The following is a 20,202-nucleotide window of genomic DNA, read 5'->3' as shown; positions in this document are numbered from 1 at the left end:
CACGGCATTCGTCATCGGCCGATCAGGTGACTCACCTACGCGTGAGGTCCATGAATTCGGTGCAGTTGTCGGGCCACTCCGGCGTGTCCTTCGTGCCCGGGGTCGGGAAGACCGTGCACCTGGTCTGGGCGATCTTGCCGCGCTCGTTCAGCACGGTGACGTGCACGGTGTCGCCTTCGTCGGGCGCGGCCAGCGTGATGTCGACCAGGCGGCCGAAGTCGCGCGGGAGCAGCGAGGTCAGGTCATGCCACTGCGGCATCGTCCGCGGGTCCCTGATCGCGACCTTGTCGTCGCGGATGACCCCGACGAACTTGACCGGCTGCCTCTTGGGGTCCTCCGGGTCGCCCTGGAAGGCCGAGTCGATCGCCCGGGTCGGCCTGTCCTCCTTGTCCGACCTCGGGTCGGTGGCGTGGCTGATGGCGGTTGCCGCCTTGGCGTGAACGCCGGTGACGGCCGTGGCGCCCGCCGCCCCCGTAAATGTAACCGTCGCGAATCCGCCGGCCGCCGCCGCTGTCACGGCAAAGGCCAGCGCGTTCCTGATGATCCGGTGCTTAATCATCTGTTTCTCCCCCTGTAGGTCGGATTCGGAAGAATCGGACTTAATGTCGCATCCCCCGGGTGGTGCGAGCTGGAGGTACCCGCTCGAAGGCGAGATAACTCGCGTCAGGGATCGACTTGGAGAAAAGGTGGAAATGATCAAAACAGGTGATTATCGAACTGTCTTTTCTCGGGCGTGAGGGCGTAGCGGAACCCGCGAATATAAGCGCGCTTTCGCCGCAGTCACGTAAGGGCTTCCCGGATCAGCGCCGCATCCTGGTCGAGAAGCTCGCGCGAGCGCTTCTTCCAGTCGGCGGTGACCACGACGCCGTCTCCCGGGAAGCGCGGCACCACGTGCAGGTGGAGGTGGAAGACGTCCTGACCGGCGGCCTCCCCGTCGGCCAGGGACAGCCGCACCCCGTCGCAGCGCAGCCCCGATGCCCGCAACGCGCCCGCCACCCGCCGCGCGGTCCGCCAGATCGCCGTACCGACCGCGTCATCGGCGTCCGCCAGCCCGGCCACGTGTACGCGCGGGATCACCAGCACATGGCCGACCGTGGCCGGCTTGTGGTCCAGGACGGCCACCACGCCGTCGTCCTCGTGAACGACGCTGGCCTCGGTGCGCCCGGCGACGATCTCGCAGAACACGCAGCTTCCCATGCCGACCATGATCCGGCCGGGCCGGCTCCGCCGCACCGGGTTTGCGCTAATCGCGGACGCTGAGGCCCATGGAGCGGGCCGTGCCCGCGACGATCTTCTCGGCCTGATCCAGGTCGGTGGTGTTGAGGTCGGGGAGCTTGGCCTGGGCGACCTCGCGGAGCTGGGCGCGGGTGATCCAGCCGCCGTTCTGGTGGCCCGGGCGCGGGCTGCCGCCGTCGAGCCCGGCGACGCGCCGGATCAGCGAGGCGGTGGTCGGCTGCTTGGTGACGACCTCGAACGACCTGTCCTCGTACACGGTGATCACCGCGGGGATCACGAACCCGCGCCGGTCCTGCGTCTGCGCGTTGTACTGCCGGCAGAACTCCATGAGGTTGATGCCGAGCGGGCCGAGATCCTTGCCGACGTTCGCCGGGCCCGCCTCACCGGCCTGTATGTGCAGGGTGACGACCCTGGCTATCTTCTGCTTCGCCATGTCGGCTACGCTAAAGTCTCCAGTTACTGGAGACTCAAGGGAATTATGAGCTACACGATCGGCCGCCTGGCGAAGCTGACCGGCCTGCCCGTGAAGACCATCCGCTTCTACTCGGACGCGGGCGTGCTGCCCGAGCGCGAGCGCACAGCCTCCGGTTACCGGCTCTACGGCGACGAGGACCGGGCGCGGCTGGAGCTGATCCGCACGCTGAGGGAGATCGGGGTCGACCTGGCCACGATCCGCTCGCTCGGCGAACGCGCGCTGAGGGACGTGCTCGATCTCCACCTCAAGGCGGTCGAGACGCAGCTCAAGTCGCTCCAGCGGACCAGGGCCGTGCTCAGGGCGACGCTCGCCCGGGACGGCGATCCCGCCGAGGAGGACCTGAGCAGGCTCCACGCGCTCGGCCGGCTCGGCACGGCCGAGATGGAGATGCTGCTGGACGAGTTCGTCGACGAGGTCGGCGGCGACATCGAGGCCCGGCACGAGTGGCTGACCCACATGCGCGACGCCATGCTCCCCCAACTGCCCGAGGAGCCGACCGTCGCGCAGCTGGACGCCTGGCTGGAGCTGGCCGACCTGCTCGCCGACGAGGACTACCGCGACAGCCTGCGCCGGCAGAGCGCGGACTTCTGGGATGAGGACCGCGATTTCGACGCCTGGCACGAGATGAACGTCCAGATCATGCGGGAGGCGCTGACCGCTGCGCGGGCGGGCATCGAGCCCGGCTCGCCCGAATCCGAGCCGATTCTCGATCGGATCCTGGCGGTGATGGGGCAGAGCCGCGAGGAGATGCTGCGCGCGTTCGACGAACACGACCCGCGGGGGGCCCGGGTGTGGGAGCTGGTGTCGATCATCGAGGACCGGCCCTGGCCTGCGGAGCAGGGGATCGCGTACGGCTGGATCGAGGCCACACTGCGCCACTTCACGAACGCGCACGCCCGGCACCCGGCGGTGCCCGCCGCGCTCCCGAACGAGGCGGGCACCACCGAGGCGGCGGCCCAGTCCCGGTCCGGCTCCGCCGGTGGCGGGGTCGGCGGGTCGTAGGGCGCGACCCAGTCGAAGTCCTTCGCCCGGTAAGGCAGCTTCTCCCCAGGGTCCGGAGTCTGGAAGGTGGGGAACGCCCAGGCGTCGATCTTCACGTGGGCGAAGTCCACGTCCTCCAGCCTCGCGCCGAGCACGCACTGCGCACGATGGGCAACGACGAGCTGGCCAGGGCCGTCGTGGCGGCATTGCGTACGGCGCAGTTGTCGGGGCGCGGGCAACTGGAGGAGCACCTGGCCTCCGCCCCGGTCGGGCAGCACCTCGCCCTCGACCGCACCTAGGTCACCACACCGGCAACCCGCCGCACCACGGCACCGTCCTCGCCCTGAAAAGGCCGAGCGGCGGGAGCCTCCAGCACAGGGGAAAGGGGAGACGACACGGCGGGGCCATTCCGGCGGGGTGCCCGGCACGGGGACTTCGGTACGGGGCCGGTGCGCGAAGTGCCCGGCACGGGGACTTCGGTGCGGGGCCGGTGCGCGAAAGCGCGATGACGACCGGCACGGCCGGCGCGGTTATTTTTGCGCGGTCCCCCGGAACCGCGAGGGCTACGTTTCCGGAGAGCACGCGAGCCGGTGACCGCCGCCTCGGCCGGCGAAGGCGTGCGGCCGCTCGCGCGTCCGCGCGAGGGGAACGGCTCACACCAGGAGAAACTCACATGACCATGCCCTCAACCGCCCCATCACGCCGCCGCCGCGGCCTGCGCCTGTCCGCGCTGGCCGTCGTGGCCGCGGGTGCGCTGCTGGCGGGGAACGCCAACTCGGCCGAGGCGGTGCCACCGGAGGTGATCAGCCGGTGGGACAACGAGATCGTCCATTCCAACGCCCTCAGCCCCGGCTTCAGCGGGCTCCTGGGGACGGGAGCGTACACGATCACCGCGAAGCTCTACGCCGAGAACACCGGCGCCTCGGCGATCAACTACCTTTGCACGATCGGTACGGGCCCCAACTCGGACGGCGACATCACCGAGGTGACGCTGGCGCCGCACAGCAGGCACAGCATCTTCCTCAACGTCGTACACAACTACCCCAGCACGGGACCGCTCAGCTTCGCCTGCACCAAGCCGGCGGGCGCGCCCCAGGTGCTGATGAGGCAGGTGAAGATCACCGCCGTGAAGGTGAACACGCTGGACAACCAGCCGTTCGGCTGATCGGCGCGATGAGTCTGGGAACGAGCAGGTGAGGCTGTGGCCGGATCACGAGCCCGCGTGATCCGGCCCCAGGTCAGAGGGTCAGCTTCCGCAGTGTTCGAAGCCGCTCTCGTACGTGCTCGTCCCGGCCTTGCCGCCCCACTTGACGCACTTGTCGGCGGCGGCGGCCCGGACGGGGCCGGCGTAGTAGTCGAAGTTGCCGGTGTCGGTGGCCCGGGTCTTGCCCTTGACCTCCAGGAAGGCGGCGGTGGCGGTGGCCTTGCCCAGCGAGGCCTTCTTGATCGTGGCCACGCAGTTGTTGCCGTTGGTGGAGTTGAAGGTCAGGTAGACCGTGCCGCTGGAGCCGAGGGCCGCGGAGTCGATCACCTTGTAGCCGGCGCCGCACACGGACTCGGCGGTGTGCGGGTTGGTGCCCCCGCCGCCCCCGCTTCCACCGGTGACGTACTGCATGTACTTGGTCCAGTTCCAGTACCGGCCCGGGTCGGTGTGGTCGGCGCCCGGGACCTCGTTGTGGCCGACGATGTGGGTGCGGTCCTTGGGGATGCCGTAGCGGTCGGCGATGTTGCGGGTCAGCGCCGCGGACGAGCGGTACATGGTGTCGGTGAACCACGTCGCGTTGTCGACGAAGCCCTCGTGCTCGATGCCGACCGAGCGCCGGTTGTAGTTGCCGGCGTGGAAGGCCCGGTTCTTCTCCCTGACCGTCTGGGTGATGGCGCCGTCGGAGGAGCGGACGACGTAGTGGGCCGAGCTAGGGTTGGGCCGGGGCCCGGTCTGGAACCAGGAGATCGTGCCGGCGTAGCTGCCCTGGGTCACGTGGATGACGATGCGGTCGATGGCGTCGCTGGTGGGCCGGTTGGAGACGGCGTAGTTGCTGCTGTGCGCCGGGGCCCACGCGGCCGACGGGTAGTCGGTGCTCGCCGCCAGCGTGCTGGGCTTGTCGAGGTCGTCCGCGTTGGCGTACGGGCCGCGGTCGGGCGTCACGGTGCTGGCGGGTGTGGTGACGGATTCGCCCGTTGGGGTGGTGGCGCGGATGCCCTTGGCGAGTTCCTCGTACACGGTGTCGGCGTACAGCCGGGCGACCGCGGGCGAGGAGGCGCCGCTGTACCTGGCGATCGCCTGGTACCACTTGCCGGCGTCCTTGCGGGCCGCGGCGTCCAGCTTGAGCTCGTCGGCCAGAGAGCGCAGCACGGCCGCGCCGCCCGTGATGTTGGCCGCGTCGTCGGACTTCAGGGCGGACAGCGGCTGCTTGGTCAGCGTGGCGGCCTTGTCCAGGGTCTTGGCGGTGACCAGGTGCATCACGCCGTAGCCGCCGTCGGCGCTGGGCTGCCCCTGGTGGCCGTCCAGGTGGGTCTCGGAGTAGGCCACCGAGACCAGCAGGTCACGAGGCACCTCGTACGTCGAGGCCGCCTTGGCGAACGCCTCGGTCATCGGATCGGCCGAGGCCGCCCCGGCCGGCTGCCCCACGAGCAGCGACAGGGGCAGGACGGCGGCGCCGGTCAGGAGAATACGCAGCTTCACAGGGGTTCAGCTCCCGCAGTGCTCGGACGGGCTGTTGTAGGTGCTGGAGCCGGCCTTGCCGCCCCACTTGACGCACTTGCCGGCGGCCGCGGCGCGTACCGGGCCCGCGTAGTACTCGAAGTTGCCGGTGTCGGCGGCCCGGGTCTTGCCCTCGACCTCCAGGTAGGCGGCGGTGGCGGTGGCCTTGCCCAGCGAGGCCTTCTTGATCGTGGCCACGCAGTTGTTGCCGTTACCGGCGTTGAACGTCAGATAGACGGTGCCGCTGGAGCCGAGCGCGGCCGAGTCGATGACCTTGTAGCCGGCGCCGCACACGGACTCGGCGGTGTGCGGGTTGGTGGAGCCGCCACCGCCGCCGCACTTGTTCTTGGAGGTCACGCTGGCGTTCGGGTAGCCGAAGGTGGCGCCGTTGAAGGTGGCCTTGCGGATGTTGCCCGGGTAGCTGGTGCCCTGGCGCACCTCGTAGTGCAGGTGCGGGCTGATGTTGTTGCCGGGCTTGCTGGTGTTGCCGACCGTGCCGATCTTCTGGCCCTGGGCGACCTGCGCGCCGGCCGAGACCGAGCGGACGGTCAGGTGCGCGTAGTAGGTGCTCCACCCGCCCCCGTGGTCGATCTTGACCAGGTTGCCGTAACCGTTGGTCGAGCCCTGGTGAGCCGAGATGACCACGGTGCCGGCCGCGGCCGCGACCACGGTGTCACCACGGTCCGCATCAGCGGTGCTGCCCCGGTTGAAGTCGATCTCGTACGACTTGTGCGCGCTGCTGTTGCTGGAGTTGCCCGTCCACGTCTGGCCACAGGGGAACGGCAGCTGGAAGCTCGGCGCCGCCAGAGTGGACACCGGCGGCACGTCCACCTGATCCGGCGGGTTACCCATCTCTCCCTCGTCCTCCTTGGCGGAGGACGACGGAGACGGAGACGGGGTCGGGGCGGCCCATGCCGCCGCGACCGGGCCGGTCGTGAGGCTGAAGAGCAGGGCGAACCCGGCCGTAAGCACCCCTCTGGTTCTCATGCGGATACCTTTCTGCGCGCACCGGAGGGGCGATGCCCCACCGGCGCCGCGAATCTTGACCGTTGACCTTGCAAAGCGCTCTTGCCGGTGATCAAGATTGGGAGCCCCACCTACAGAGAACATCCAAAAGAGCTACAAAGGCCCTTCCACCTTGAACGTTGCGCTCAAGGGGCGTCCCGCCCGAGGCCCAGCTCAGGGGCACGCGCGGTCATGGTGGTTGAACAGCCCGTATTCAAGCTCACGACGGGCCCCGGTCCGCGTTGATCGATGGACCGGGGCCGTCCGCCGTCACCGGGCTGTGGGTCACAGGCTGCGGGCGGTGATGTCGCCGCTGGCTGTGGTGGCGTGGATGTCGAGCTCGGCGGTGCCGTCGTTCTTGAGGGCGTTGGTGATGCGGCCGTGGGCGGTGCCGGCGTCCAGGGCCGCCGAGACGCCGGCTGCGGCGGCGATCGAGATGTCGCCGGCGTCGGTGCGGAGCACGACCTTGCCGCCGGTGGCCTCGGCGATGCGGATGTCGCCCCGTGCGGTGCTGACCTCCGCCGGGCCGCCCAGCCGGCCGACCTCGACGTCGCCATCCGTCGCGGTCAGGCGCAGGCTCGCGGTCTCCTCCAGCCTGACCTGGCGGTAGGCGCCGTCGAAGGCCACGTCACCGAGACGGCCGACGGTCCGCAGCTCGGCGGCGCCCGCCTTCGCCTCGATACGGGAACCGGCGGGCAGCTCGACCGTCACGTCGATGGATCCGGACGGGCCGAGGTACTGGTTCTTCACCGACGTCTCGATCCGCAGGACGCCGCCGGCGTATTCGACCGTGGTCTGCTCGGCCGCCTTCACGTCGCGGCTCTTGGCGGCGTTCGTGGGGCGGACCTCGACCGTGGTGTCGGCCCGGTCGGCGGCGATGAAGTGGACGCGGCCGGCGGGGATGTCCAGGACGGCGGAGATGGCGGCGGGGGTGTCGAACTTCTGCATCAGGTGCTCCTTGTGCTGCGCTCTTGTTTCGATGTCCACCATCGCCGACCGCTCTGATACCGGGCTGTCGCCGTCCTGACGCCGCCGCTGACATACGGCGGCAGGGGAGGCGGCCGTTCTCAGGAGGACGCTTCGTAGCGGGTGGCGATCGCGGTGGCGCGGTCGCGCAGGGAGTCGCGCAGCCACTGCGGGGCCAGGGCTTCCGCGCTCGTCGAGAGCTGCCACAGCGCCCATTCGGCGTGCCTGCGGTCCTGGAAGGTCACCTCCAGCCGCAGCCAGCCGTCCGGGTCGGCTTCTTCGGCGAGGACGGCCAGCGCGGTGCCCACCAGTTCCTCCCGCCGCGCCGGGTGCATCCGTACCAGCACGGCGACCTGGTCGCCGCCGGTCCGGAACCGCGTGCTGCGTTCCTGCCAGGCCCGGTCCAGATCGACCCGGTCCGGTCGCTGCGCGGGTTCGGGGAGCTCCTCGGCGGCCAGGATCCGGGACAGCCGGTAGGTGCGGTCCTCGCCGGACCTGGTGGCCAGCAAGTAGCCCCGGTCTCGTACGGTGACCAGGCCGATCGGGTCCACCGTGCGCCACTTCGGGGGCTGGTCCACAGCCGCGTAGTGGATCTGCAGCTTGCGCCCGGCGAACACCGCGCGCAGGACCTCGGCCGCTATGGCGTCAGGCACCTCCTCGGCGGCCAGCCGGCGCGAGAGGAGGTCGGTCTCCGGGTCGATGAGCAATCGCTCGGCCGCGCCGGCCGCGGTGTCCCGGTAGCTCTCCGGCAGCGCGTCAACCACCTTGAGCATCGCCGAAGCGAGCGCCGAGCCGAGGCCGAAGGCCTGCGCGCCGCGCCGCGATCCGGCGACCAGCAGGGCAAGGGCCTCGTCGGGGTTCAGCCCGGTGAGCTCGGTCCGGAAACCCGGCAACAACGCGAAACCGCCGTGCCGGCCGCGTTCGGCGTAGACCGGGACACCGGCTGCGGACAGCGCCTCGATGTCGCGCAGCACGGTGCGGGTGGACACCTCCAGCTCGCGGGCCAGCGTGGTCGCGGACAGCCGGCCGTGCTGCCGCAGCAGCAGCACCAACGAGACCAACCGGTCGGCGCGCATGCGGAAACTCTACAGAGATACACGACACAGGATGTCGTGATTTGTTGGGAGGCTCATCACCACCTAGCGACGACTCGAATGGAGCTGATGTGGCAATGGAGCGAACGGCGGTCAACCCGTGGGCGTGGTCGGTGGAGATGGGCTACAACCAGGGTGAGATCGTCTCCGGGCACACCCGGACCCTGTACTGCTCCGGACAGACCGCGATGAGCGGCGAAGGCAAGCCCCAGCACGCCGACGACATGGCGGCGCAGCTGGCGCTGAGCCTCGACAACCTGGAGGCCGTGCTCGGCGAGGCCGGCATGTCCCTCGCGAACCTCGTCCGGCTCAACGTCTACACCACCGACGTCGACCGGCTCTTCGAGCACTACGGCGTGCTGGCGTCGCGGTTGGGCGCCGCCGGGGTGGCACCGTCCACCACGATGCTCGGGGTGACCCGGCTGGCGATCCCCGACCTGATGGTGGAGCTCGAGGGGACCGCCGTCGCGTGAGGTGACCTCGCCGCCTCCGGCAGGGCTGTCGGAGGCGGCACGAGCAGCATCACGTCACTCGCTGTGACGGGTTGATTCCTCAAACGTGTCCGCTACGGAGTAAAAGCCGGCAGAAATTATCCCGAGCCTGCGACGCCATATTTGAAAGCGTGGTCCGAGCTGCTGCGTTGCGTGCTGTCCCGGACACTGTGCGAATCAACGGCCTGAACATATGCCACCGAGGCCAGGCCTAATCATCTATATCCATCATTATTGGGTGGGGCAGGGGTCCGGCCGGGATGCGGGCCTGTTCGGCCTGGTCGCGGCCGCTTTACGGTGCGGCGGGGACCAGCCGTACGCCCATCTCGCCCGGCTCCGCACCGATTCCGGTTCGAGTTGAGTGACGACGGTGGGTGCTGTTACCTTCACACGGTGGACGACAGGCGTGCACGTGCGGAGATAATCGAGGACTTTGCGGCGATCCTGCGGGAGTTACGCAACGCGGTCGGAAACCCACCTTTCCGTGAGATGTCCGGGCGGTCGAGGGCGATTTCTCACACGACGTTGCACGAAGCCACGAAGGGTAACCGGCTCCCGAGTTGGGAGACCACCGTCGAATTCGTCAAGGTGTGCGACGCGGACCCGGCCGCGTACCGCGAGCTCTGGGAGAGAGCCAACCGGGCGGTCAGATCGACGAGCGCCGGGGATCCCTCGATCCGCGCGGACACCTCGGTGGACCAACCGCCTGATGGACTCGCGCCCGCCGCCGCGGAGCTCCGTACCGTGCACCTCACCCTCGGGTCGCAAGCGCCCCCGCCACCAGCCGACGAGGCCCAGCCTCCGGTCCCCGCACCGGGGAGCAGCGGGCGATTACGGTTGGCCCATGCGGCCGCGTTCGCGGCAGCGGCCGTCATCGTGGGGGCAGCGGCCATCGTCGTGGCCGTCGTCAATCGCGGCTCCACGCCCGACGGACGCAGCCTGAACCCGACCGGCAACCTGTCGATCGCCGTGCCGTCCCCGGCCGAGTGCCCGGTGCGTTCGACCAACCCGCCCTGGGCCCCGCCGCTGCACAAGGGCGATGCGGCCGTGTTCATCGAGGACGTCACGCTCGCCGACTGCACGCGTGTCCGTCCCGGCCAGACCATGCCCAAGGTATGGCGCCTCAAGAACGCCGGGACCGTGCCATGGAAGGGATATTCGCTGCGTCGCCTCGACCTCGCGCAGCAAGCCGACCATTGCCAGACCATCTCCGACGTGCCGATCAAGGACACGCTACCCGGCGAGACAGTCGACATCCGGACCGACATCACCACGCCCAGGAAGCCCGGCTTGTGCTACGTGCGATTCAAGATGGTGGACGCTTCGGGAGCGGTCGCGTTCCCCGGAAGCCGGCCGATCAACTTCCAGATCATCGTCGACGGACACTAGTTCCCCGCCGCGCGTGGCACGGCGGGGAACCGGAATCGTACGGGCTCAGGAGCTGAGAACGATCCCCGTGTAGTAGTGCTGGAGGATCCTGGAGTAGCTCCAGCCCTCTCGGGCCTTATCGCGAGAGCCGTTCTGCGACATCCAGTCGCCGTCGACCCAGTTGCCGCACGCCGTCGTCGTGGCGCAGTACTGGGCCCGGAAGATCTTCCCGTTGCGGGTCAGCCGGGCGCCCCACGTCGCGTCCACCGCGGCGCTCGTCACCGCCTTCGCGGAGCCGGGCTTGTACACCTGGCTCGACGTGTGGTCGTAGACGTCGAAGCACCGGCCGTCCGCCGTCTTGCGGTTGGAGTGCAGCGCCCAGTACCAGCCGAAGTTCTTCACGGCCATCGCCCCGGCCTTGAGAGACTCGCTCGGCCAGCTCGACACCCACTCGTTGGGCAGGACGTTCTTGACGTAGGTCTTGAACTCCACCCGCTCCACGCGATCGAGGGACTTGCGGTACACGAGGATCGTCGTGGGCAGCTTGGTGTCCGTGCCGTCGGTCTTGCACCCGGTCGGCGTCGGCGAGGTGGAGCTCAGGAACTGGTGCGAGGCGTTCTGGTTCTTGAGGGTGGGGTTCAGGTTGCCTTTGGCGCCGGGGGCGAAGTCCTGGTAGGTGCCGGTGTGGCCGCTGTTGAAGTAGACGCGGACGGTTTTGCTGCTGCGGTTCCAGGCGGAGGCGGCGGCGTTCTTGATGCATTTGCCCTTGCCGTCGCCGGGGCCCTTGAAGTCGTAGCAGGTGGGTTGTGTGGTGGCGTAGTCGTCGATCGATTCGGTGAAGTCGGAGAGCGAGCCCTGGTTGTTGCTGTTGAAGTAGTAGCAGAACTCGCCGGTGTCGCAGACGCCGTCGCGGGCTGCCGCCGAGGCGGGCGATGCGGTGGTGAGGACCGTTCCGCCGAGCGCCATCGCGGCGGTCGCCGCGGCGAGCCGCGGGATCAGCCGGACAGTTCGTAAAGGCACAGTTGTCTTCCTCTTCTTGTCGGTGGCCGCGACGCGTTATCGGACGTTGTAGCCCTGGGAGTTCCAGAACGAGGTCGGGTTCGGGTTCTCCAGGTGCGGGTCGCCGACGCTCTTGGCCGCACGCGTCTGCTGTCCGGGGCGCATCTCGACGTGGGTGTGCGCGGACGAACTGCTCGACACTCCGCGCCACGACTCGGTGGCGATGACCTGGCCGCGGCTGACCTGCTGGCCCACGCGCAGGGAGGACACCGGAGCGGAGTGCAGGTAGATCACCGTCTTGTTCAATGAGGCGTTGTAGACGGCGATCGTGGACAGTCCCGCCCTGCCGGTGGATCCGCGTACGACGTTGATGACCTTGCCGGCCACCAGGTTGTAGACGTTCGAGCCGATGCCGCGGGCGATGTCGATGCCTTCGTGCCGGCCGGAGGTGGAGGTGTAACCGTCGAATCCGCAGGTGATCGTGGCGCTGGCCTTGTACAGAGAGGACGACATGTTGCTGCGCGCCGAGGTCGACGGGCCGAACTGGTGCGAGGCGTTCTGATTCTTGAGGGTGGCGTTCAGGTTGCCTTTGGCGCCGGGGGCGAAGTCCTGGTAGGTGCCGGTGTGGCCGCTGTTGAAGTAGACGCGGACGGTTTTGCTGCTGCGGTTCCAGGCGGAGGCGGCGGCGTTCTTGATGCATTTGCCCTTGCCGTCGCCGGGGCCCTTGAAGTCGTAGCAGGTGGGTTGGGTGGTGGCGTAGTCGTCGATCGATTCGGTGAAGTCGGAGAGCGAGCCCTGGTTGTTGCTGTTGAAGTAGTAGCAGAACTCGCCGGTGTCGCAGACGCCGTCGCGGGCTGCGGCCGAGGCGGGCGATGCGGTGGCGAGGACCGTTCCGCCGAGCGCCATCGCGGCGGTCGTGGCGGTGAGGATCCTGGTGAACGTTCTCATGCTGTTTCTCTTTTCTGTTTGCGGAGATGGGGTTTCGGAGGGACGAGTTCAGCGGCGCTGGTACTCCTCCCAGGTGCGGATGGTCACCTTCGGGCCGTCGTCCGGGCCACGGCCGGCGAGCCCGTTCAGGCCGAGGTAGTAGTCACCGATCTGGTGCTGGGCCTGGCCGGAGAGGCTGGTGTCGCTGATGGCGGCGGCGTGGATGTGCCACGGCCAGTCGTCCTGCTGGGGGCTGCGCAGCCAGGCGGCGAAGCCGACAAGGCGCAACGCGCGGACGGCCGCGGTGCGGGTGGCGGAGTTCATGCCCTTGACCGAGATGTCGACGACGCCGCCGCCGTCGTGGGTGCCCGCGGACGTGGGGTCGCCGCCGGGGTTGTACGAACCCTGATCCAGCTTGAGGTCGCGGCCGAGCAGCCGCCTGGCCTCCGCCAGCATGCTTCGCGTGCGGGCGTTGACGACGAAACCGCCGGTGGACACCCGGGCGCCCGGGTCGATGACGTCGGTGACCTTGAAGCGGCCGGCACCGAGCTTGGTGAGCGACGTCTTGCCCGGCAGGCCGTTGGCGTCCAGACCACTGAGGCCGAGCGACTTCTGGTATTTGGCGTAGGCGGCGACCGTCGTGGTGCCGAAGTAGCCGTCCACCCACTTCGCATCGAGGAAGCTCCGGTCACGCAGCGCCTGCTCGACGAGGAGTACGCTGGCCTTGGCGCCCGGGGTCAGCGTGCTGTCGGGCCGCCGCGGGTCGATCTGGGCCGCCTTGACAGCGGCCTCCATGTTCACGCTAGGAAGGGCCTCAGCCGCCGCCGACGCCTCGGACACTCCGGTCAGCGAAGTGAACAGGACGGCCGCCGCGAGGGCAGCGGCGCATGAGGGCAGCTTCATCGTTACTCCTGGTTCAGGGGCTGGGGCGATTCCGGTCTGGCGGGATCCAACCTTCCGGTTCGCCCACGTGTCCGGTACGAGATCGGTGTTGTCAGCCTGTTCGACGGGCTTCTCCGTACGGGCGTACGCGCCGTTCGACAGGTGATCCGATGGCGGGAAACGCCAGCTCACGCGACAGGCGGGCACGCACCGCACTGCTGGGCTTCGCGCGAGCGCCGGCCGTTCAGCTCATGGCGACGGACAACGCGGCGAGCGCGAAAAGGCCCCTCCAAGCCGCCTCGGCGAGCGCGAAAGACCCCTCCTAGCCGCCGAGGCGGATGATCCCCCGCGTGGCCGCCACCGTCACGGCGGCGGTGCGGTCGTCGACGTCGAGCTTGGCGAAGATGTGCAGCAGGTGGGTCTTGACCGTGGCCTCGCTGATGCACAGGTGGGCGGCGATGGCCTTGTTGCTCATCCCCTGGGCGACCGCGCCCAGGACCTCGATCTCCCGGCCGCTGAGCGCGCCGGGCACGTCGGCGCGCGCCCACGACAGCACCCGGGTCGCTATCGCCGGCGACAGGGCGCTCTGCCCCCGGGCCGCCGCCCTGATGGCGTCGAACAGCTGCTCGCGATGGGTGTCCTTGAGCAGGTAACCGATCGCTCCGGCGTCGATGGCGCGGGAGATGTCGCCGTCGGTGTCATAGGTGGTCAGGACGATCACCCTGGCGGCGGGGTCGTGCTCGCGGATCCGGCTGATCGCCGTCGCACCGTCGAGCTCGGGCATCTGCAGGTCCATCAGCGTGACGTCCGGCCGGAGGTCGCGCGCCAGCCGTACCGCGTCCGAGCCGGAGACCGCCTCGCCGACCACCTCCAGATCGCCCTGGGTGCCGAGCATCGCCCGGATGCCGTCACGGACCACCGGGTGGTCGTCGGCGATCAGCACCCGGATCGCGCCCCGCGCGGTCATCGCGCCGGCACCGGGAGGCTGGCCACGATCGTGGTGCCCTCCCCGGCCGCGCTCTCCACGAGGAGCGTGCCGCCGAGCTGCTCCATCCGCTCAAGCATGATCAGCAGGCCGTGGCCGGCGGCGGCTCGCTCGGGATCGAAGCCGTCGCCGTCGTCGTGGACATCCAGCACGACCAGGTCCTCCATGTACGACAGGGTCAGGGTGACCCGCTCGGCGTGGGCGTGGCGGCGGGCGTTGGCGACCGCCTCCTGCGCCACCCGCAGCAGTTCCACCTGGACGTGCGCGTCCAGGGGCCGCGGCGCGCCGGTGATCACGGTGTGCGCGTCGATGCCGGTCTCGTCGGACAGCCGGCCCGACAGCCGCCGCAGCGCCTGCGGCAGGCCGCCGTCGTCGAGCTCGCCGGGCCGCAGCGCCAGCACCACGCGGCGGCTCTCCACGAGGTTCTCCCTGGCCGCCCGTAACGCCTGGCTCAGGTGCCGGTCGTCCGGCAACCGCTCCTGCGCCGCCTCCAGCAGCATCACCACGCTGGCGAACCCCTGGGTCAGGCTGTCGTGGATGTCGCGAGCCAGCCGCTGCCGCTCGGCGGCCACGCCCGCCTGCCGTTCGGCCGCCGCCCGCGCCTCCTGGGCGGCCTGCAACTGGTCGATCAGCTCCTTGCGCTCGGCGCTCTGCCGGGCCACCGAATAGAAGTACCCGACCGAGGCGGCCGCGCTGATCGCGATCAGCGCGGTGATGGCGATCTCGGTCCAGGTGATCGACCCGCCTTCGTGGTAGCTGTGCCACAACCAGCCCCCGGCGCACGACAGCACCGCGACCAGCCCGATGCGTACGGCGTCCATGCAGTACGGCACGAGCACGCTCAGGCAGACCACCAGGAAGGACGAGTCGATCGCGAACAGCCCCAGCCAGAGCAGCCCGCCGCCGACCACGTACGGCAGGGGCACTTCACCGGCGGGAGGCGTGCGCAGCACGAACCACACCGCATACCAGGCGGCCAGCCCGGCCACGAGCGCCACCGGCAGGACCTGGCCCACCTCCATCAGCGGCCCGGCCGACGTCAGCACCAGCCACGAGACGAAGAAGGCGTGCTGCCACCGGCGCCGGGACCGCTCCCAGGACTCCACGGCACCGACGATAATCAGTCACCCGCCGGTCCGGCATCAACCAGTCGACTGACCCGGCGATCGGTGTCCCGCTCGATGTGCGCGCGGCCGTACCGGAGCGAGACTCGACGGCGTGACAGCCATCCCCAGTCCGTCCCAAGCCGTCTGGTACCTCGGCCCGCTGCCCATCCGCGCGTACTCCCTGCTCATGGTGCTCGCCGTCGCCGTCGGCAGCTGGGTCACCCGACGCCGCTGGACGGCCCGCGGCGGCGAGCCCGGCACGGTAGCGGACATCGCCACCTGGGCCGTGCCGTTCGGCCTGATCGGTGCGCGGCTCTACCACGTGGCCACCGACTGGCAGCAGTACTTCGGCCCCGGCAGGAACCCCCTGCGCGCTTTCGCGATCTGGGAGGGCGGGATCAGCATCTGGGGCGCCATCGCCGGCGGCGCGCTGGGCGCGTGGCTGGCCTGCCGCCGGCGCGGCATCCCGCTACGCGACTTCGCCGACGCCGTCGCGCCCGGGATCGCCTTCGGCCAGGCGATCGCCCGCTGGGGCAACTGGTTCAACCAGGAGTTGTACGGCAGGCCGACCACCCTGCCCTGGGCGCTCGAGATCGACCCCGCCCACCGGCCGCCGGGCCTGGAATCCACGGCCACCTACCACCCGGCCTTCCTCTACGAGTCGCTGTGGAACCTGGGGGTGGCCGGGCTCGTCCTCTGGGCCGAGCGCCGCTTCCGGCTGGACCGTGGCCGGGCGTTCGCCCTGTACGCCGCGGCCTACACCACCGGCCGCGCCTGGATCGAGTGGCTGCGCGTGGACCCCGCCCCTCTCGTCCTCGGGCTGCGCTTCAACGTCTGGACCGCGCTGCTGGTCTTCGCGGCCGCGGTCGCCTACCTGACCGCCACCCGCCGCCGGCCTGCGGGACGAGGCTGAACGGGCTCCCAGATGCCAACGGGCGGTCGTCGGCGGGCCCGTGCGTCTCGACGGCGACGGTCCGGGTACGGGACGGGCATGGGCCGCATCCTGGTGGGGACCGCTTCGTGGACCGACAAGACGCTGCTGGAGTCGGGGTGGTACCCGGACGACGTCACCTCCGCGCAGGAGAGGCTGGCCTACTATGCGAGCTTGTTCCCCGTCGTGGAGGTGGATTCGTCCTACTACGCGCCACCCGCAGAGAGCACGGTCTCCCTCTGGCGCGATCGCACTCCGGCGGGGTTCACCTTCGACATCAAGGCGTTCTCGCTGCTGACCCAGCATCCGACCAAGCCGGCGGCGCTCCCCAAAGACCTGAGGGACCGCCTTGGCGACACCAAGAAGAACCTCTATCTCCGCGACCTGGACCCGCAGGCCGTCGAGCAGGTGTGGGACCGGTTCCTGACGGCCCTGGCGCCGCTGCACGACTCGGGCAGGCTGGGCGCGATCCTCTTCCAGTTTCCGCGGTGGTTCCCGATCGCCAAGCGCAACAAGCAGTACATCCTGGAGTGCAAAGCCCGCTGCGATCCGTTGCGAATCTCTGTCGAGTTCCGGAACCACACCTGGATGAGCGAGGAGAACCAGAGCGAGACGCTGGATTTCCTCACCTCTTACGGGCTTCCGTACGTGAGTGTGGACATGCCTCAGGGATATCCCGACTCCATCCCGCCCGTGCTCGCCGCCACGGCGGACCTGGCCGTGGTGCGCTTCCACGGTCATTCGGCGAAGTGGACCAGCCACGACGTCCACGAGCGGTTCGGCTATCTCTACAGCGAGGAGGAGTTGCGGGAATGGGCGCCCCGGCTGCGGCGGCTGGCCGATGACGCCGACACGACGCACATTCTCATGAACAACTGCTACCGCGACCACGCCCAGGTCAACGCCAGGCAACTGGCTCGCCTGATCCCGCGCGACCACGCCGAGGCCGAATAACCGAAGACCCCGTCGGCATGGAGCCGAAGGACAAGGGTAGGTCCGGGGTACAACATTGGGCTGCCGGGCACTGCTGTGACAGGCCTTCTCCCCGCCGGCATTCAGATCGCATCGGTCGGATCGGCAGGGGGCAGTGGCCATGGACAGACCGCGCTTGGAAGAGCCGTTGACGTCTCCGGCTCCGGTCCGCGCGCGCCGCCCTGGTGAGGTGATAGCCGACTGGCTGTCGTCCACCGATCACAAGGTGATCGGTTACATGTATCTGATCGCCTCGTTCCTCTTCTTCGCGCTGGCCGGGCTCATGGCGCTGGTCATTCGCGCCGAGTTGATCCAGCCCGGCATGGACCTGGTGAGTCAGGAGATATACAACCAACTGTTCACCATGCACGGCACGATCATGATGCTGCTGTTCGCCACCCCGCTGTTCGCCGGGTTCGCCAACGTCATCATGCCCTTGCAGATCGGCGCACCCGACGTCGCCTTTCCCCGGCTGAACGCCGTCAGCTTCTGGCTGTTTCTGTTCGGCGGGATCATCACGGTCAGTGGCTTCTTCGCCAGCGGTGGCGCGGCCGACTTCGGCTGGTTCGCCTATACGCCGCTGTCGTACTCCACCTTCAGCCCGAGCCTCGGCGGCGACCTGTGGCTCATGGGGCTGGCGCTGTCCGGACTGGGCACCATTCTTGGCTCGGTCAACTTCTTCACCACCATCATCTGCATGCGCGCCCCCGGCCTGACGATGTTCCGGATGCCGATCTTCACCTGGAACGTGCTGCTGACCAGCATGCTCGTGCTGATGGCGTTCCCCGTGCTGGCCGCGGCGCTGCTCGTGCTGGAGTCGGACCGAAAGCTCGGCACCCAGGTCTTCCACGCTGAGAACGGTGGCGCGCTGATCTGGCAGCACCTGTTCTGGTTCTTCGGCCACCCCGAGGTCTACATCATCGCCCTGCCGTTCTTCGGCATCATCACCGAGATCATCCCCGTCTTCAGCCGCAAACCCGTTTTCGGTTACGTCGGTCTCGTCGGCGCCACCATCGCCATCGCCGGGCTGTCGATGACCGTCTGGGCACACCACATGTTCCCCACCGGGCAGGTGCTGCTGCCGTTCTTCTCGTTCATGACGTTCCTCATCGCGGTGCCGACGGGGGTGAAATTCTTCAATTGGGTCGGCACCATGTGGCGGGGGCACCTGTCCTTCGAGTCACCCATGATGTTCTCCATCGGGTTCCTCGTCACGTTCCTCCTCGGCGGCCTGACCGGGATGATCCTCGGATCGCCGCCACTGGATTTCCACGTCACCGACACCTATTTCGTGGTCGCCCACTTCCATTACGTCGTGTTCGGCACCGTGGTGTTCGCCATGTTCGCCGGGTTCTACTTCTGGTGGCCGAAGATGACCGGCAAGATGCTCGACGACCGGCTCGGCAAGGTGCACTTCTGGACGCTGTTCATCGGCTTCCACACCACGTTCCTGGTGCAGCACTGGCTGGGCATGGCAGGCATGCCCAGGCGGTACGCCGACTACAGCGCCGCCGACGGCTTCACCGACCTGCACCAGATCTCCTCGGCGGGGGCGCTGCTGCTCGGCGCCTCGACGCTGCCCTTCCTGTTCAACGTCTGGCACACCGCCCGCCACGCCCCGCGGGTCGCCCTCGACGATCCATGGGGGTACGGTAACTCGCTGGAGTGGGCGACCTCGTGTCCGCCGCCCCGGCACAACTTCACGTACCTGCCGCCCATCCGCTCCGAGCGGCCCGCCTTCGACCTGCACTACCCGCATTCAGCACCCCTGGAACTGCAAGACCGTGACGACGACGGCGAGAGCAGCGGGACGTGAGCGATGGACCGTCCGAGCGCGAGCACCGCCTCCTGAAGGAGATCGAACAGAACCTCCGCCATCAGGACCGCGCCTTCGCCTGGCGCATGGACGCGCTGAACACCGCCTCCGCCCGGCAGGGGCCGCAACGCTTCGCCTGTCACACCACGCGCCAGGAACTCGTATGCGTCTTCCTCATCGTCGTCATCCTGACGGCGCTGTGGATGCTCCTGATCCTCACCGCCGGCCCCACCCGCATCCCGCCGCCCACGCCGGCCGACACAGCGGTATCAGAGAACGGCACGTTCGCCTCGGCCGACGGACGGGGATGTCAGGCGGACGGGATGGCCGTCTTGGTCAGTTGCTCGGAGATCTCCCAGACACGTACGGCGTCGTCCGTGCTGCGCAGCGGGGAGTACATCCGTTGCTCGGCGGGCGGACCGCCGAGGCCGCCGGGGCCGCTGGGTCCGTAAAGGGTGCCGGCCTTGGCGTCGGGGGCGGTCGCGGCCATGAGCGCGGGCAGCTTCGCCGTCTCGACCGTGCCGAGGAGGATGCCCCGGGCCGACAGCGCGCGGATCAGGCGGACCTGGGGGGTGTCCCGGCTCCGGCCCAGCTCGGGACGGGCGGCCAGGAGGCTGGTGGGTGCCACCCCGGGGTGGGAGAGGTTGCTGGTGATGCCCCAGCCGTGGGCCTTGCTGCGGCGGTCCAGCTCGAGGCCGAACAGCCCGAACGCGATCTTGGACTGACTGTATGCGCGCTGCCCGTGGTAGCCGCGTTCCCAGTTCAGGTCGTCCCAGTTGATGGTGCCCCGGCGGGCGGCGATGCTGATCTGGGAGGTCACGCGTGCCCGTCCGGCACGGAGAAGCGGCAGCAGGTGCCCGACGAGGGCGAAGTGGCCGAGATGGTTGGTGCCGAACTGCAGCTCGAACCCGTCCGCCGTCGTCTGCCGGTCGGGCGGGGTCATGACGCCGGCGTTGTTGATGAGGATGTGGATCGGGCGGCCCTCCCCTCGCAGGTCCTCGCCGAGGGCTGCGACGGAGTCGAGCGAGGACAGGTCGAGGCTGCGTAGCGAGACGTTCGCGCCAGGGACGGCCTGCCTGATCGCGGCGATCGCGGCCTCGCCCTTGCGCGGACTGCGGACGGGCATGATCACCTCCGCGCCCGCCGCGGCCAGTCGAGTGGCGATTCCCAGCCCCATCCCGTCGCTTGCCCCGGTGACGACGGCGCGCTTTCCGGACAGGTCGGGAACGGTGATGTCGATGCGTGTACGTGGCATTGGTTCTGCTCC

At 69.1% G+C, this 20,202-nt stretch carries 21 protein-coding genes and 1 pseudogene; 9 read left to right on the top strand and 13 right to left on the bottom strand.

The annotated features are described in order from the left end of the window. Nucleotides 1–31: 31 nt before the first annotated feature. The 3 genes from HD596_RS10750 to rplK all read right to left on the bottom strand — a co-directional run bounded on the left by HD596_RS10750 (nt 32) and on the right by rplK (nt 1,669). Nucleotides 32–559 carry a hypothetical protein gene (locus tag HD596_RS10750; RefSeq protein ID WP_185069114.1) on the bottom strand — a complete coding sequence of 176 codons (528 nt, stop codon included), beginning with the start codon at nt 557–559 and terminating at the stop codon, nt 32–34. Nucleotides 560–780: 221 nt separating this feature from the next. Beyond that, a complete protein-coding gene (locus tag HD596_RS10745; protein WP_185069113.1) occupies nt 781–1,197 on the bottom strand; it encodes an HIT family protein in 417 nt (138 codons plus the stop codon). Between the two features lie 46 nt (nt 1,198–1,243). Continuing rightward, nucleotides 1,244–1,669: a 50S ribosomal protein L11 gene (gene rplK / locus HD596_RS10740; RefSeq protein ID WP_185069112.1), complete on the bottom strand. Its 426-nt coding sequence runs from the start codon at nt 1,667–1,669 to the stop codon at nt 1,244–1,246. Nucleotides 1,670–1,714: 45 nt separating this feature from the next. Here rplK and HD596_RS10735 point away from each other — a divergent pair, with 45 nt between their 5' ends. From HD596_RS10735 to HD596_RS10725, 3 genes are all read left to right on the top strand, one after another. Then, nucleotides 1,715–2,713 carry a MerR family transcriptional regulator gene (locus HD596_RS10735; RefSeq protein ID WP_185069111.1) on the top strand — a complete coding sequence of 333 codons (999 nt, stop codon included), beginning with the start codon at nt 1,715–1,717 and terminating at the stop codon, nt 2,711–2,713. Nucleotides 2,714–2,808: 95 nt separating this feature from the next. Next, nucleotides 2,809–2,991, top strand: a complete 183-nt coding sequence (locus HD596_RS10730; RefSeq protein ID WP_185069110.1) for a hypothetical protein — start codon at nt 2,809–2,811, stop codon at nt 2,989–2,991. Between the two features lie 374 nt (nt 2,992–3,365). Continuing rightward, entirely contained in the window at nt 3,366–3,857 is a 492-nt protein-coding gene (locus HD596_RS10725) for a hypothetical protein (protein ID WP_185069109.1), read from the top strand. 81 nt (nt 3,858–3,938) lie between these two features. Here HD596_RS10725 and HD596_RS10720 read toward each other — a convergent pair whose 3' ends face one another. The 4 genes from HD596_RS10720 to HD596_RS10705 form a co-directional block, all read right to left on the bottom strand. Continuing rightward, the gene (locus HD596_RS10720) at nt 3,939–5,375 is read right to left on the bottom strand and encodes an N-acetylmuramoyl-L-alanine amidase (RefSeq protein WP_313043550.1); all 1,437 of its coding nucleotides are present in this window, start codon (nt 5,373–5,375) and stop codon (nt 3,939–3,941) included. Nucleotides 5,376–5,381: 6 nt separating this feature from the next. Beyond that, entirely contained in the window at nt 5,382–6,380 is a 999-nt protein-coding gene (locus HD596_RS10715; protein ID WP_185069108.1) for a M23 family metallopeptidase, read from the bottom strand. Nucleotides 6,381–6,683: 303 nt separating this feature from the next. Beyond that, complete coding sequence (locus tag HD596_RS10710; RefSeq protein ID WP_185069107.1) at nt 6,684–7,346, bottom strand: DUF4097 family beta strand repeat-containing protein; 663 nt, start codon at nt 7,344–7,346, stop codon at nt 6,684–6,686. A 119-nt stretch (nt 7,347–7,465) separates the two neighbouring features. Next, nucleotides 7,466–8,440, bottom strand: a complete 975-nt coding sequence (locus HD596_RS10705) for a helix-turn-helix transcriptional regulator (RefSeq protein ID WP_185069106.1) — start codon at nt 8,438–8,440, stop codon at nt 7,466–7,468. Between the two features lie 95 nt (nt 8,441–8,535). Here HD596_RS10705 and HD596_RS10700 point away from each other — a divergent pair, with 95 nt between their 5' ends. Next, on the top strand, nt 8,536–8,931 hold the full coding sequence (locus HD596_RS10700) for a RidA family protein (protein WP_185078401.1): 396 nt from the start codon (nt 8,536–8,538) through the stop codon (nt 8,929–8,931). Nucleotides 8,932–9,342: 411 nt separating this feature from the next. After that, entirely contained in the window at nt 9,343–10,338 is a 996-nt protein-coding gene (locus HD596_RS63670; protein ID WP_185069105.1) for an NBR1-Ig-like domain-containing protein, read from the top strand. A gap of 45 nt (nt 10,339–10,383) precedes the next feature. Here HD596_RS63670 and HD596_RS60330 read toward each other — a convergent pair whose 3' ends face one another. The 5 genes from HD596_RS60330 to HD596_RS10670 form a co-directional block, all read right to left on the bottom strand. Further along, complete coding sequence (locus HD596_RS60330; RefSeq protein WP_221519275.1) at nt 10,384–11,337, bottom strand: SpoIID/LytB domain-containing protein; 954 nt, start codon at nt 11,335–11,337, stop codon at nt 10,384–10,386. 36 nt (nt 11,338–11,373) lie between these two features. Beyond that, complete coding sequence (locus tag HD596_RS10685; RefSeq protein ID WP_185069104.1) at nt 11,374–12,264, bottom strand: peptidoglycan DD-metalloendopeptidase family protein; 891 nt, start codon at nt 12,262–12,264, stop codon at nt 11,374–11,376. A 48-nt stretch (nt 12,265–12,312) separates the two neighbouring features. After that, entirely contained in the window at nt 12,313–13,146 is an 834-nt protein-coding gene (locus tag HD596_RS10680) for a peptidoglycan-binding domain-containing protein (RefSeq protein WP_185069103.1), read from the bottom strand. A gap of 301 nt (nt 13,147–13,447) precedes the next feature. Beyond that, nucleotides 13,448–14,092 (bottom strand): response regulator, encoded by a 645-nt coding sequence (locus tag HD596_RS10675; protein WP_185069102.1) that lies wholly within the window; start codon nt 14,090–14,092, stop codon nt 13,448–13,450. Next, on the bottom strand, nt 14,089–15,216 hold the full coding sequence (locus tag HD596_RS10670; RefSeq protein ID WP_185069101.1) for a sensor histidine kinase: 1,128 nt from the start codon (nt 15,214–15,216) through the stop codon (nt 14,089–14,091). Before HD596_RS10670 ends, HD596_RS10675 begins: the two co-directional genes overlap by 4 nt. 112 nt (nt 15,217–15,328) lie before the next feature. Here HD596_RS10670 and lgt point away from each other — a divergent pair, with 112 nt between their 5' ends. The 4 genes and pseudogenes from lgt to HD596_RS65600 form a co-directional block, all read left to right on the top strand. Next, nucleotides 15,329–16,129 (top strand): prolipoprotein diacylglyceryl transferase, encoded by an 801-nt coding sequence (lgt, locus tag HD596_RS10665; protein ID WP_185069100.1) that lies wholly within the window; start codon nt 15,329–15,331, stop codon nt 16,127–16,129. Between the two features lie 78 nt (nt 16,130–16,207). Continuing rightward, on the top strand, nt 16,208–17,101 hold the full coding sequence (locus tag HD596_RS10660; RefSeq protein WP_185069099.1) for a DUF72 domain-containing protein: 894 nt from the start codon (nt 16,208–16,210) through the stop codon (nt 17,099–17,101). A gap of 139 nt (nt 17,102–17,240) precedes the next feature. Next, nucleotides 17,241–18,935 (top strand): aa3-type cytochrome oxidase subunit I, encoded by a 1,695-nt coding sequence (gene ctaD / locus HD596_RS10655; RefSeq protein WP_185069098.1) that lies wholly within the window; start codon nt 17,241–17,243, stop codon nt 18,933–18,935. Beyond that, nucleotides 18,932–19,111, top strand: a pseudogene (locus HD596_RS65600) (DUF3040 domain-containing protein); the annotation flags it as partial. The gene ctaD and the pseudogene HD596_RS65600, both read left to right, overlap by 4 nt. Before the next feature lie 134 nt (nt 19,112–19,245). On the opposite strand, the gene HD596_RS10650 reads toward HD596_RS65600, so the two are convergent. After that, a complete protein-coding gene (locus HD596_RS10650; protein ID WP_185069097.1) occupies nt 19,246–20,190 on the bottom strand; it encodes an SDR family oxidoreductase in 945 nt (314 codons plus the stop codon). Nucleotides 20,191–20,202 lie beyond the last annotated feature (12 nt).

It is taken from the genome of Nonomuraea jabiensis (assembly GCF_014204795.1).
GTDB classification, from domain to species: Bacteria; Actinomycetota; Actinomycetes; order Streptosporangiales; family Streptosporangiaceae; genus Nonomuraea; species Nonomuraea jabiensis.
Note: the sequence above shows the minus strand (reverse complement) of the source record. Positions and strands in the feature narration are given on the sequence as shown.